The sequence below is a fragment of the Streptococcus mitis genome (assembly GCF_003943905.1).
GTDB lineage: Bacteria > Bacillota > Bacilli > Lactobacillales > Streptococcaceae > Streptococcus > Streptococcus mitis_BC.
Window position 1 is genome coordinate 298,207 of record NZ_RJNS01000001.1, and the last position, 13,684, is coordinate 311,890.

At 40.2% G+C, this 13,684-nt stretch carries 13 protein-coding genes, 1 tRNA gene and 1 riboswitch; of the genes, 5 read left to right on the top strand and 9 right to left on the bottom strand.

All coding sequences use genetic code 11. The features are described 5' to 3' along the window. Positions 1-8: 8 nt before the first annotated feature. Positions 9-488, bottom strand: a complete 480-nt coding sequence (locus tag D8854_RS01540) for a GNAT family N-acetyltransferase (protein ID WP_125449150.1) — start codon at positions 486-488, stop codon at positions 9-11. Then, positions 478-1,077 (bottom strand): thymidine kinase, encoded by a 600-nt coding sequence (locus tag D8854_RS01545; protein ID WP_125449152.1) that lies wholly within the window; start codon positions 1,075-1,077, stop codon positions 478-480. Before D8854_RS01545 ends, D8854_RS01540 begins: the two co-directional genes overlap by 11 nt. Positions 1,078-1,199: 122 nt before the next feature. On the opposite strand from D8854_RS01545, the gene D8854_RS01550 reads away from it, so the two are divergent. Both D8854_RS01550 and mnmE read left to right on the top strand, forming a co-directional pair. Continuing rightward, positions 1,200-1,382, top strand: a complete 183-nt coding sequence (locus D8854_RS01550) for a 4-oxalocrotonate tautomerase (RefSeq protein WP_001117401.1) — start codon at positions 1,200-1,202, stop codon at positions 1,380-1,382. Between the two features lie 134 nt (positions 1,383-1,516). Beyond that, positions 1,517-2,890: a tRNA uridine-5-carboxymethylaminomethyl(34) synthesis GTPase MnmE gene (gene mnmE, locus D8854_RS01555; RefSeq protein ID WP_125449154.1), complete on the top strand. Its 1,374-nt coding sequence runs from the start codon at positions 1,517-1,519 to the stop codon at positions 2,888-2,890. Positions 2,891-2,934: 44 nt separating this feature from the next. Here mnmE and dapA read toward each other — a convergent pair whose 3' ends face one another. The 4 genes from dapA to D8854_RS01575 form a co-directional block, all read right to left on the bottom strand. Next, complete coding sequence (dapA, locus tag D8854_RS01560) at positions 2,935-3,870, bottom strand: 4-hydroxy-tetrahydrodipicolinate synthase (RefSeq protein ID WP_125449156.1); 936 nt, start codon at positions 3,868-3,870, stop codon at positions 2,935-2,937. 51 nt (positions 3,871-3,921) lie between these two features. After that, positions 3,922-4,998 (bottom strand): aspartate-semialdehyde dehydrogenase, encoded by a 1,077-nt coding sequence (locus D8854_RS01565; RefSeq protein ID WP_000542494.1) that lies wholly within the window; start codon positions 4,996-4,998, stop codon positions 3,922-3,924. Between the two features lie 358 nt (positions 4,999-5,356). After that, a tRNA-Thr gene (locus D8854_RS01570) sits at positions 5,357-5,429 on the bottom strand. Between the two features lie 105 nt (positions 5,430-5,534). Next, positions 5,535-6,044, bottom strand: a complete 510-nt coding sequence (locus D8854_RS01575) for a QueT transporter family protein (RefSeq protein WP_125449158.1) — start codon at positions 6,042-6,044, stop codon at positions 5,535-5,537. Then, positions 6,042-6,138, bottom strand: a riboswitch (PreQ1 riboswitch). Its footprint overlaps the gene before it by 3 nt. A 28-nt stretch (positions 6,139-6,166) precedes the next feature. Between D8854_RS01575 and D8854_RS01580 the strand changes: the two genes are divergently transcribed. Both D8854_RS01580 and mscL read left to right on the top strand, forming a co-directional pair. Beyond that, a complete protein-coding gene (locus D8854_RS01580) occupies positions 6,167-6,598 on the top strand; it encodes a GtrA family protein (protein WP_125449675.1) in 432 nt (143 codons plus the stop codon). A gap of 84 nt (positions 6,599-6,682) precedes the next feature. Then, the gene (mscL, locus tag D8854_RS01585; RefSeq protein ID WP_125449160.1) at positions 6,683-7,063 is read left to right on the top strand and encodes a large conductance mechanosensitive channel protein MscL; all 381 of its coding nucleotides are present in this window, start codon (positions 6,683-6,685) and stop codon (positions 7,061-7,063) included. A gap of 40 nt (positions 7,064-7,103) precedes the next feature. On the opposite strand, the gene hemH is transcribed toward mscL, so the two are convergent. Continuing rightward, positions 7,104-8,198 (bottom strand): ferrochelatase, encoded by a 1,095-nt coding sequence (hemH, locus tag D8854_RS01590; RefSeq protein WP_125449161.1) that lies wholly within the window; start codon positions 8,196-8,198, stop codon positions 7,104-7,106. 152 nt (positions 8,199-8,350) lie between these two features. Between hemH and pepT the strand changes: the two genes are divergently transcribed. After that, a complete protein-coding gene (gene pepT / locus D8854_RS01595; protein ID WP_125414284.1) occupies positions 8,351-9,574 on the top strand; it encodes a peptidase T in 1,224 nt (407 codons plus the stop codon). A gap of 36 nt (positions 9,575-9,610) precedes the next feature. On the opposite strand, the gene D8854_RS01600 is transcribed toward pepT, so the two are convergent. Together D8854_RS01600 and D8854_RS01605 are read right to left on the bottom strand one after the other, a co-directional pair. Continuing rightward, positions 9,611-12,664 (bottom strand): pneumococcal-type histidine triad protein, encoded by a 3,054-nt coding sequence (locus tag D8854_RS01600; RefSeq protein WP_125449163.1) that lies wholly within the window; start codon positions 12,662-12,664, stop codon positions 9,611-9,613. Between the two features lie 7 nt (positions 12,665-12,671). After that, on the bottom strand, positions 12,672-13,589 hold the full coding sequence (locus tag D8854_RS01605) for a metal ABC transporter solute-binding protein, Zn/Mn family (RefSeq protein WP_125449165.1): 918 nt from the start codon (positions 13,587-13,589) through the stop codon (positions 12,672-12,674). Positions 13,590-13,684 lie beyond the last annotated feature (95 nt).

Consider the following 13,684-nt stretch of genomic DNA (forward strand, 5'->3'; position numbering starts at 1 on the left):
TTTTCTCCTTAGTTCTCAATTGTTAAATCATAGATTGCTACTACTTCGTTCTCAAATATTTCCCCAGTTTCTTTAAATCCATAACTGAGGTAACAAGATCTTGCATGTTCATTTTCTGGTTCATAAGACAACCAAAGTTTATTGCCTAAACCTGCTGGCGCTGTCCGAACATAGTCCAGCACTTTATCCATAATTGGTTTAAAATATCCTTGATTTTGAAAATTCTTATCAATCATAAAACGAAATAGTAAATAATTTCTACTACTAATTCCGATCTTTTTATCATAAGCTATCATCACAAAACCTATAATTGCATCCTTATCATAAACTGCCAATGGAGCTACAAAATCTCCATTTTTAGTGTAAACATATGCTTCAGCCAAACTAATTGCGTTGGTTGCAATGAATTGCTTTTGATATTCCTTGACATCCAAATTCAAAACATCAAAATAATTTTCCATTGTAACATCTCTTAGTTCAATTGTCATAGTTGTGCTCCTTGTTAGATGTTATCATTGGCGCAAAATAATGTTTTCGGCAAACTGAGATATAAGTTTCATTTCCACCGATCTGAATTTGTTCGCCATCATAGACTGGCACACCATCGTGCGTACGCAACACCATAGTCGCCTTTTTCTTACAGTACTGACAGATGGTCTTGATTTCTTCAATCTTGTCTGCTAAGAGCAAGAGGTATTTTGAACCTTCAAACAACTCATTTCGAAAGTCATTCTTCAAACCAAAAGCCATGACAGGTATATCTAACTCATCAACAACACGAGCTAGGTCGTAAACATGGTGACGCTTGAGAAACTGGGCTTCATCGATCAACACACAGTAAGGTTTTTCATGTAAGTTTCGGATATAACCAAAGATATCCGTCGTTTCCTCAATCGCAATGGCTGGGCGTTTCATGCCGATTCGACTCGACACATAGCCAACACCGTCACGCGTATCCAGAGCCGAAGTCATAATCACAACTCCCTTTCCTTGCTCCTCATAGTTATAGGCCACCTTGAGAATCTCAATCGTCTTACCAGAGTTCATGGTCCCATAACGATAATACAACTGTGCCATGCTTCTATTTCACGTCCATTTCTAAATTTTTGCTACATTCTAGTATATCATAATTTTCTGAAGCTTTAAACGGCAAAATGTGGTAAAATAGAAGAAATCAAAAACTAGTGGAGGAAGCTATTATGCCATTTGTACGCATCGATTTATTTGAAGGACGCACCTTAGAGCAAAAAAAAGCTCTTGCTAAGGAAGTAACGGAAGCTGTTGTCCGTAACACTGGAGCACCTCAATCAGCCGTTCATGTCATCATCAACGACATGCCAGAAGGAACTTACTTTCCTCAAGGGGAAATGCGCACCAAATAAACTAGCTTAAGCAATTTCGCTTAGGCTTTTTCAATCTCCAAGTAGCATCCGTTGAAGAAATGGTCTAATTTTGTTACAATTTGAAGAGATGCTTGGATACCATATCCTATAAAAGAAATACAAAAGGAATTAGTATGATTACACGTGAATTTGATACCATCGCTGCTATCTCTACTCCACTAGGTGAAGGGGCCATTGGTATTGTCCGCTTGAGCGGAACAGATAGTTTTGCCATTGCGCAAAAGATTTTTAAAGGAAAAGACTTAAGCAAGGTTGCTAGCCATACTCTCAACTACGGACACATCGTTGACCCTCAAACTAGTAAGGTCATGGACGAGGTCATGGTTGGAGCAATGAAGTCTCCAAAGACCTTCACTCGTGAGGACATTATCGAGATCAACACCCATGGTGGGATTGCAGTGACCAATGAAATTCTCCAGTTAGCTATCCGTGAAGGAGCTCGGTTGGCAGAGCCTGGTGAGTTTACCAAGCGTGCTTTTTTAAATGGTCGTGTGGATTTAACGCAAGCTGAAGCGGTGATGGACATCATCCGTGCCAAGACTGACAAGGCCATGAACATTGCGGTCAAACAACTAGATGGTTCCCTTTCTGACCTTATCAATAATACACGTCAAGAAATCCTCAACACACTTGCCCAAGTTGAGGTTAATATAGACTATCCTGAGTATGACGATGTTGAGGAAGCTACTACTGCAGTTGTCCGAGAGAAGACCATGGAGTTTGAACAATTACTAACGAATCTCCTTAGGACAGCCCGTCGCGGTAAAATCCTTCGTGAAGGAATTTCCACTGCCATTATCGGACGTCCCAACGTTGGGAAATCAAGCCTTCTCAACAACCTCTTGCGTGAGGACAAGGCAATCGTAACCGATATTGCTGGTACTACTCGAGATGTCATCGAAGAATACGTCAACATCAACGGTGTTCCTCTAAAATTGATTGATACAGCTGGAATTCGTGAAACAGATGACATAGTCGAACAAATCGGTGTTGAGCGTTCGAAAAAAGCCCTCAAGGAAGCTGACTTGGTTCTATTAGTGCTAAATGCCAGCGAACCTCTGACTGCCCAAGACCGCCAACTCCTAGAAATCAGTCAGGACACTAATCGCATTATTCTACTCAATAAAACTGACCTGCCTGAAGTGATTGAAACTTCTGAACTTCCAGAAGATGTCATCCGTATTTCAGTCCTTAAAAACCAAAATATCGATAAGATTGAAGAGAGAATCAACAACCTCTTCTTTGAAAATGCTGGTTTGGTTGAGCAAGATGCCACTTACTTGTCAAATGCCCGTCATATTTCCTTGATTGAAAAAGCAGTTGAAAGCCTACAAGCAGTTAATGAAGGTCTTGAACTAGGGATGCCAGTTGATTTGCTTCAAGTTGACTTGACCCGTACTTGGGAAATTCTCGGAGAAATCACTGGAGATGCTGCTCCAGATGAACTCATTACCCAACTCTTTAGCCAATTCTGTTTAGGAAAATAAGAAATCCATGATCGTTCATTCGATCATGGATTTTATTATCTTTATTAGTAATCTGGTCTTAAGACACCAGTCACAGTTGCTTTAGTCGCCTCATAGTCGCCGTCAATAACGACCTTGATAATACGTTTTGCGTCTTCTTCTGGTGCTGGAACTAGAGGTAATCGAGTTGGTCCAGCTTCAAATCCCATATAGTTCAAAACAGCCTTAACTGGAGCAGGACTTGGATAAGAGAAGAGGGCATTGACCTTAGGAATGAATTTCCGTTGAATAGCAGCTGCTTTCTTCATATCGCTTTCTGCAATGGCAGTAAACATCTCGTGCATCTCATCCCCGTTTGTATGAGAGGCAACAGAAATAACCCCATCCGCACCAAGATTCATGGCATGGAAGGCATCACCATCTTCACCAGTATAGACCAAGAACTCTTCTGGTTTGTGCTCAATCAAGTAAGCCATATTGGCCAAGCTGGTACATTCTTTGACACCAATGATATTTGGATGGTCAGCCAAGCGAAGCATGGTTTCTGGAGTCAATTCGACTACTACACGCCCTGGAATGTTATAGATGATAATGGGTAAATCAGAAGCATCTGCAATAGCTTTAAAGTGCTGGTACATCCCTTCCTGAGAAGGTTTATTGTAGTATGGGACGATCGCAAGGCCAGCTGCAAAACCTCCAAATTCTGCGACTTCTTTGACAAACTCGATAGAGTCACGTGTGTCATTGGTCCCTACACCCGCAATCAAAGGAACACGTCCATTGACAACCTTTTGCACAGCCGCAAAGAGTTCCAACTCTTCATCATGAGTCAAGGTAGGACTCTCAGCGGTAGTTCCAGCTAACAGAATACCATCTGTATGGTGGGCCAACAAATGCTCAATCAAAGCAGGAATGGCATCAAAGTTGATGGAACCGTCCTCATGGAAAGGGGTAATGAAGGCCGTGATGATTTTACACTCTTTTAAATCTTGGTAAGACATGAGAAACACCTCTCTATTTCAAAGAAGGAGTTCATTCGAACTCCTAAACCATTATTTCAATTCAAATTTCAGCTCAGCTGTTGGACGGACCAAACCACGCTCATGAAGCGTTTCTGCAATCTGTACAGAGTTCCAAGCAGCACCTTTGAGAAGGTTATCTGACACAACCCACATATGAATTCCTTTCTCGGCATCCAAGTCTTTACGGATACGACCAACAAAGGTATCACGTGAGCCAACAGCATTGATGGCTTGTGGATAGATTTGATGAGCTACATCATCTTCAAGAACAGCACCCGGAAAGGCTGCGATGGCTGCTTTCACTTCTTCAATTGGAGCCACTTCTTTTGTTTCGATGTAAACAGACTCAGAGTGAGCTGACAAAACTGGAATACGCACACAGGTTGCAGAAACTGCTATGCTATCATCTTCCATGATTTTCTTAGTTTCCTTGGTCATCTTCATCTCTTCGTAAGTGTAATCATTGTCAGTGAAGACATCGATTTGTGGAAGAGCATTGAAGGCGATTGGATAGTGTTTCTTATCTCCACCTGAAGGCAAGATTTCGGCATGTAAATCACGTGGGTTCACACCGTCATTCAAGACTTCACGAAGTTCACGTTGTGTTTCAAGAATCGCTCCCATACCAGCACCTGAAACCGCTTGGTAAGTTGATACGATGATACGGTCCAAGCCCCATTTTTGACGAACAGGCTCAAGAGCTACCATCATTTGGATTGTTGAACAGTTAGGACAGGCAATGATTCCGTTGTGGGCATCAAGTGCGTGAGCATTGACTTCTGGAACAACCAATGGAACATCTGGATTTTGGCGGAAATAAGATGTGTTATCTACTACTACCGCTCCAGCTTGAACTGCGTATGGTGCATACTTAGCTGATGTCGAACCACCTGCTGAGAAGAGTGCAATATCAACACCTTCAAAAGCAGTTTCAGTCGTTTCTTCAATCGTAATATCTTGGTCTTTAAATTTCAAAGTCTTGCCTGCTGAACGTGCAGAAGCAAGGTAACGAATTTTATCGATTGGAAGTGTTGATTCTTCCAACATTTTTATCATCTGAGCTCCGACAGCACCTGTCGCGCCGACTACAGCAACTGTATATCCCATAAATAACCTCTTTCGGAATTTTCTAAAAATTTCTATAATAGATGTATTATACTACTTTTTCCAGAAATTGAAAAGCATTTTTAGACTATATTTTCTGAAAACTAAAAATCCCTAGCCATTCGACTAGGGACTAAGAGGCATCTTCATGTGATGAGCAGGTTCACACAACTCATCAAGGTCCGCTCCTGCGTTATGACCTCCTTATGCTCAATAGTAGTCCGAAGACTACCTATCGACTCATCGCAACTACTATTCTACTAGATAGAGTTATTTTTGTCAACTGTCAAAACTCTTTAGCTTCATTTTCACAGAAGTACAAGAAAAACCTTGGTCTCCCAAGGTTATTTTGTTTCTATCATGCTAATTGCCGGGATTGAACCGGCGACCTCATCCTTACCATGGATGCGCTCTGCCAACTGAGCTAAATCAGCTTACCTAAAAAGTATACTATAGTTCTATGCTCTTGTCAAGCGCTCTCTTTTAATTTTATGGAATGAAAAAAGCTAGATCTAGCAAGAATCTAGCTTATAAACTTCTTATTTTGTAAGGTCGATTCGCTGTCCCAGTTTACCAATTAAAATCGCTCCTACGATAAGTGATGCAAACTCACCAATTCCAGTAGAGAACCATGTGAAAAAGAAGGGAGCTTCTGTCAAGATATGAAGTTCAGCTGCAATGGTAATCATTGAAATGGAGAAGAGGATTGAAAAGAAGAAATGATCTTTTCGAATCAAACCATTGAACAGATAGTCTTTCTTGTACTTACTAAAGAGCCAGACACCTAAACTTAAAAAGACTAGGGTAGATCCCCCTCCAACAAAGACATCAATCATACCAAAACTAAAGAAATTAGCAATCATACAACCAATCGTCACACCAATGATATATTTAGGATTGTAAAAGGCTAGAAAATTCATCATCTCAGAGATACGGAACTGGTAAGCACCGTAGCTAATAGCATTTAGCGGTGGGGTAATGGTCAAAACCACATAGATAGCAGCAACGATAGCAATATCTGCCATGTCACGAACAGTTAAATTTTTCATGTTTTCTCCTTTGGCGGTTTCCCGCGTGAAATATGCTTGGTGAAAGAAGCTAAGCACCAAGGGTTGATTGAATCAACCTTACTAGTATAGCACAATATATGACTTTATGCTATACTAAAATTATGAAAAATCAAATAAAAGCTTTCTTTGATAACGAGATTCTCTCCTACTTATTTTTCGGTGGTGCTACTACTTTAGTGTCTATCCTATCACGTTTAGCTATCTACCATATCAGTCATCAGGAAATCCTAGCAACTGCACTGGCAAATATTATCGGTATCCTCTTTGCTTTTGTTACAAATGATACCATCGTTTTTAAACAAGAGAGAAAGAATTGGGCAATCCGTCTGGCTAAATTTTTCTTAGCTCGTCTCTTTACTTTGGGTCTCGATGTCCTTTTAACTTATATCTTTGTTACATCTTATCCCGATATTATCGGGCAATTTGTCAACGATCAACTAGATCAGGTCAATACCATCGAAACGCTAATTGCGCAGGTTTTGATTATCATTCTTAACTATATTTTTAGTAAAGTATACGTTTTTTATAAATGAAATGGATGTCATTAAGCATTAAGGTTGCAATATTTAGGTATTTCAGGTACAATTAAGATTAGTTTTTGAAAGGAATTTATGAAAATGTTAAAAGATCTTAAAGAATTTTTGCTTCGTGGTAATGTTGTTGACCTCGCTGTCGGTGTGATCATTGCCTCTGCATTTGGTGCTATTGTTACTTCATTTGTTAACGATATCATCACTCCACTTCTATTGAACCCAGCTTTGGAAGCTGCGAAAGTACAAAACATCGCTGAGCTTGCATGGAATGGTGTTACATATGGTAAATTCTTGAGTGCTATTATCAACTTCTTTGTTGTAGGTACTGTGCTTTTCTTCGTTATTAAAGCTATGGAAAAAGCGCAAAACCTTCGTAAGAAAGAGGAAGTGGTTGAGGAAGCACCTGCTGCTCCAACTGAACTTGAAGTTCTTCAAGAAATCAAAGCCCTTCTTGAGAAAAAATAAGACAAATAAAGGATCTAGCTTCATGCTAAATCCTTTTTCTTTACTCTTTCGGCAATTTACCAGCCTTTTCGAGCATTTTCTTAATCAAGTAAGGCATCTTCACATTTTCACGGCCTTTTTTCTCAATGAGTTTTTTCACAAATTCTGGCATCTGAAGGTCATCTGTCTCCTCCATAATATCCTTGGTGGTTGCTGAAGGTGCTAACTCATCAAAGGTTTCTTCTTCTGGGAGAAATTCCTTAAATTCTTTGTGTTCATTGGCTCTTACAGTATCAACTAAAGCATCAATTAAACGAGAATCTGTGTTTGGCATAGGTGGTCGATGATAGGTTATACCTAATTCTCGACATAATTCATAACATTCTACATCGTTATCAAAAAGAACTTCGATATGTTCACTGATAAAGCTAATTGGTACAAAAATATAATGCTCTGGATGTTGTTTCTGTTCTCTCAAATACTCGAGTACATCTGGCTTGATCCAAGGGATTCCAATATCACTCTCGCTCTGCCAAGTATTGGTATACTGGTCGGCTGTTAGACTGAGTTGCTCTGCTATCAACTTGCTATTATCAAAAATCTGATCGATATAAGGATCTCCAAAGTCCAAGGCAAAAATTGGAACACTATGGGCTGAGAAGATCACCTTAAAAGACTCTTCTCTCACATCGTTCCGTAAAATTTTGCTAATCTCATCTGTCCAAAAGTCCAGCAAAGACTGTTGTTGATACCAATCCTTAATGACTAAAAATTGTATTTGCTGGCTCTCCAGAAACTTTTCATACCCCATAACCGAGTAGAAGGAATAATGTGGTTCTAAAATCAAACAAATACATTCTTCAACACCATCAGCCTCCATCTGCTTGATCACATCAGGGATAAAGGGCCGAGAAAATTTGTTGGCAAAGTAGATGCCATACTCTTCTCCTAAACGTTCCTTGACTAAATTGACCTCCTCACGTGTAATCCTCTGCAGGGGCGTACCACCTATACGAACATAATTGTCATAAAGAGTCTGAATCTCGTGATCCTTGGGCCTGATTCCACGACGAATGTTGGTAAAAAAATCCCCCACACTCTCAAAGGTAATCTCTTCTGGCGAGCCGAATGTCATCATTAAAATTGCTTTTTTCATTGATATGTCCTTGTGATGTTTTTTTCATTTACCATTTTACCATTAAATATATAATAAATAAACGCTTTCATTCATTTTATTTTTATTTACTTCTCTTTGTCTTTCTTTCCATTCTATGATACAATGAAAAAAATGATATTAAAGGAGTTTTTATGACTTATCCGAACCTTTTAGATCGTTTCTTGACCTACGTTAAGGTCAATACGCGTTCTGATGAACACTCTACTACTACTCCAAGTACGCAAAGCCAGGTAGATTTTGCGACCAATGTTCTTATTCCTGAAATGAAACGTGTCGGTCTGCAAAACGTCTACTACCTTCCAAATGGTTTTGCTATTGGTACCTTACCAGCTAATGATCCCAGCCTTACACGCAAGATTGGCTTCATCTCCCACATGGATACTGCTGATTTTAATGCTGAGGGAGTTAATCCGCAAGTCATTGAAAATTACGATGGTGGAGTTATCGACTTGGGTGATTCTGGATTTAAACTCGATCCTGCTGATTTCAAGAGCCTTGAGAAATATCCAGGCCAAACGCTTATCACAACTGATGGCACGACCTTGCTGGGTGCTGATGACAAGTCAGGGATTGCTGAAATTATGACTGCTATTGAATATCTGACTGCTCATCCCGAAATCAAACACTGTGAGATTCGAGTTGGTTTTGGACCAGATGAAGAAATCGGTGTTGGAGCTAACAAATTTGATGCTGAAGACTTTAACGTTGACTTTGCCTATACTGTTGATGGTGGTCCGCTAGGTGAGCTTCAGTATGAAACTTTCTCAGCAGCTGGTGCTGAATTGCATTTCCAAGGGCGCAATGTTCACCCTGGTACTGCTAAAGGACAGATGGTCAATGCCCTTCAGCTAGCGATTGATTTTCATAATCAACTTCCAGAGAATGACCGACCTGAATTGACAGATGGTTATCAAGGTTTCTATCATCTTATGGATGTGACAGGTAGTGTCGAGGAGGCGCGTGCAAGCTACATCATCCGTGACTTTGAAAAAGATGCCTTTGAAGCTCGTAAAGCAGCTATGCAAGCCATCGCTGACAAGATGAATCAAGAGCTTGGGAATAATCGCGTGACCTTAACTCTGACAGACCAGTACTACAATATGAAGGAAGTCATTGAGAAAGACATGACTCCTGTAACCATTGCCAAAGCCGTAATGGAGGATCTGGGAATCACGCCAATTATCGAACCAATTCGTGGTGGAACAGATGGGTCTAAGATTTCCTTTATGGGGATCCCAACTCCTAATATCTTTGCTGGTGGTGAAAACATGCATGGACGTTTTGAATACGTGAGTCTTCAGACCATGGAGCGTGCGGTGGATACCATCATTGGTATTGTAGCTTATAAAGACTAAAAAAGACGAGGTAGCTCAGCTACTTCGTCTTTCTTTTTATTCGTTTGGTTGAGCACTTGGCTCAGTCTCACTTTTCTCTTGCTTTTCGCTTGATTGAGAAGCAGTTGTTTCACTGCCTTTCTCAGACTTAGATTGACTGTCAGTTTCACTTGCTTTTGAACGAAGTTCTTGGTTCAAGCTAATGATATCTTTAGCTAGAGTGAGGAGACCTTCTTTATCACTACTTTTAGCTGCGAGTTGATCAAATAGGGCATCAACACGTTCAAAGTCAGCATCGGTTCCTTTGTTATCCTCTAAGTACTTGTGAAGAGAGAGCAAGATATTATAGAGTTTTTGGTAGATAATCACCGTTTGTGGATCTTGTTCTGCTTCTTTTTTCTCTCGTTGGATAGTCGCTGCAATACGATTTAAAAGATCCTCAAGTTGTGTTTTAGCTTCGTCAAGGTCTGCATTTTCCTTTTCAGTAGCCGCTTTGATATTAGCTGCTTCTTCAGCTAGGGATTGTTTGACCCCGTCTTCTTTGACACGCGCTAGGAGTTGGGCAGCTTTTGTTAGAAGAGCATCCACTTCTTCCTTCTTAACATGGCTAACCCGTTCTTCTGGCATAAAATCACCGTAGAGTTCTTTTAGGAATTCATAGATGGCGGTCTTAGCAGTTTGACTATCTACTTTTTCCGTATCTAGAATAGTCTTACCAGCTTTTGTAAATACGGGTTCTTCTTTGAGAGCTTCTTCTACTTCTAGCTTAGTTTGGTAAATAGTTGGGAATAACTTGTTCAAGTCGGTTGCTTTGAGGAAAGATTGTGACTGGTAAAGTTCCCATGTCAACTTGGCAACACGGTTCCGAAGTTCTTCTCTCAAACGACCATCAGATACATGTTCATAGAAATACTTGATGTACTCTACTGTTGTGACTCCTGTCCGATCTCGAAAATCTTGCAAAGCCTGAAGTTTCGCTTCAATTGCAGCCAACTCTGTCTCATCCTGTGCTAGTTTTGCTTCTTGCAAATGTACCAAAAGATCTTTCTTAGGCAAGCCATAAGTATCTGTATCCAGTGTATTGATCTTATCTACAAGGGCTTGGTACTTCTTATCTAAAGGTGAAGTTTCAACCGGTGCCACACTTTGATCCACATGGATATACTGTTTATCAAAGAAATCCAAGGCTGCTAGGTATCCAGCAGTTGAGTTTGTTGCCAGTTTTTTCATATTTTCGGTGAATTGCCCCAAAGCAAGTTCAACCCGTCTCTGCATGATTGGCTGGTCTTTGTAGAGATTTCTGCTATCTACTAAAAGTTGATCAACTTTAGAAAGAACAGTTTGTTCGTCGAAAGCTCCAGGCTGATATGCTGATTGTAGGGCCGGAATCTTATTTTTCAAAGCTGCTTCATAGCCCTTGGTTTGAAACTTGATATAGTGATTGTGGTCTCCATGAGGAATCACAAAACTACCATTTTCTACCTGTAAACTATAAGGAGAAACATTGTCGCGTAAGGCAGTGGTATAAAGTTCATTTAGGAAATCAAGTTCTGGATTCCCAGTTTGGAGAGGAATACGAACATGTTCTTTTCGAACAGCATAGGGATGGATATGGGTTGGATCATAAGCTTGATCCGGATTTCCAAAGACAAAGAATCCATTTGAAATACGAATCGCTTCGAGCGGAACCCCGTAGGTCTGTGAGATATACTTGATTTTTTCTTCATCGCTAGCATCTCTTGAGAAACTTTCCACCGTCTTTGCCAGTGGTTGAACGTGCTGAGACTGATGATTTTCTTTCAAGTGATCCTGGGCAGCTTTAATTTGGGCTGCAGTCAAGTCCTTCTTAAAGAAATAATGAGCGTGATCTCCATGAGAAACTACAAACCCTTGCTCATCCTCACTGATGACACGGTCTGCTGCAAAACCATGATCATGTTCTTCACCGTGATGGTGGTCATGCTCCTCTCCATCGTGGTCATGGTCTTCATGGTTGGTATCCTGACTTCTATGATCACCATCTTGGTCATGAGGATGATCTTGTTGAGCTGGATCCTCTGCTGGTTTACTTGGGTTTTCCAAAGGTGTTGGCTTCCTACTATCGCTAGATAAAGGAATCATACGTGCAATCTTTTCTTCCAAGTCAGAAAGCTTTGTATATGGAATGAAATGATAGTGATTTCCGTGAGGAATCGCCACGCCACTCGGCGTTCTACTTGAAATCTTAGCAGGATCAAAAATCAAGCCATCTGATTCAGCATAACGTTGAGTACGTGGAAGAGCATAGAGTTGTTGCAATAGACTCTGTAAGCTCTCTTCTGGATTGATTGGTCTTTCAGCTTCTTGACTCAGATTGCTAGTTTGACTAGTTGCGTTTGGACTCAGACGATAGTCAGTCACATTTGCTTGTTTTCTAGTTCCAGAGAGGTAGGCTTGGGCAGCAGCCAATTCGCTAGCAGACAAGGAACTCTTAGGAATGTAGTGGTAATGTCCACCGTGAGGTACGATATAAGCATCACCAGTATCCTCTATAATATCAGATGGATTAAAGATGTAGCCATCATCTGTAGTATAACGACCTTGAGATTGAGCAAGCGCCACTGCACTGTTAGAAGTTGGTGCATCGTAAGTATGACCTTGTTTTTGGCGCTCAATTTCGTCCTTCGTACGGACATTATCAGCATGTGCCGCATCTTTAAGATAGACAAAATACTTACCATCCACCTTGATAATGTAGCCACCTTTGATTTCATTGACAATATCAGCGTCTTTCAGTTGATAATTGGCATCTTTCATCAAAAGCTCTTCGCTGAAAATCGCGTCAAAAGGAACTTTACCATTGTAATAATGGAAATGATCTCCGTGTGAAGTCACATAACCTTGATCGGTGATTTTCACGACAATTTGTTCAGCCTGAATATCTTCTTTTTTGCTAACTTGATCTGGTGTCTGGGTCGCTGTTTTTTGAGAATCTTGTTTCCCATCGACATAAGACACACGATTATTATCTTTGTTTCCTTCTACCTGGTGTTGATTTAATGCATAGATACAAAGACTTAAGGAAAGGACTAGAGCCGATCCTGCCGCAAGATACTTTTTCTTAATTTTCATCATCTCCTCATTTCAATTCTTCTGCAAGAACATTCATATTTTCTTCTAGATTTTCTAAGTAAGTTTTGTCATTTTCAGGATCTGCTTCTAAAGGATTGAGTGTCTTTAGGCTAACTCCTGTTGATTTGACCAAGGTTTCAGCAACTTTAGAAGAAGCATTGCTCTCAGTAAAGATGGTTTTAACCTTATAGGTTTTAACGAATTCCTGAATTTCTGTTAGTTGTCTCGGACTTGGCTCTTGTTCAGGGGAAATCCCTGCTATACCAAGTTGTTTCAAACCAAAGCGTTTAGCGAGATAAGAAAAGGCTGTGTGTTGTGTAACAAAGGTCTTTTGACCCGCTTTTTCAAAAATAGGCTGGTATTTCTTGCTTAATTCTTGGGCCTTTGCTATAAAGTTTTTAGCATTCTTTTGATAAGTCTCCTTATTAGCACCATCAATCTCCGAAAGTTTGTCCGCAATAATCTGCGCTTCTTCGCCTGCTTTTTCTGGATCTAACCAAGTGTGAGGGTCATAGAGTGTTTTTTCATCGATGCCGTCACCAGCTTCTACATCTTCTAAGCCCGGTACACGCTCCAATGTCATTCCTTCAGAAGCTTCTAAAACCTTAACTTTTGAGTTTTTCAAGTTAGGATCTAGACTTCCAGCCCAAGATTCGAGCGTATGAGAATGGTAGACAAAGACATCCGCGTCATAGATAGCAGCAATGTCATTTGCTGACGGTTCAAAGGAGTGAATCCCACTACTTGACTGAATCATCCGTACATCATTCAAGTCCCCCGATACCTCTTTGACCATGGCATAGATTGGGTAAAAACTTGTTACAATCTTCATTCCTTTTGCTTCTTGTTTTTCTTTTTGACTACACGCTCCTAAGACAAGAATCAACAGACTGGCCATTAATAATAGAAATGTTCTTTTTTTCATCATTACTCCTTAACTAGTGTTTAACCATTTAATTAACTAGTAAATAGTTTATCTTTATTTACACCACATGTCAAGATATTTTACATATTTTCATG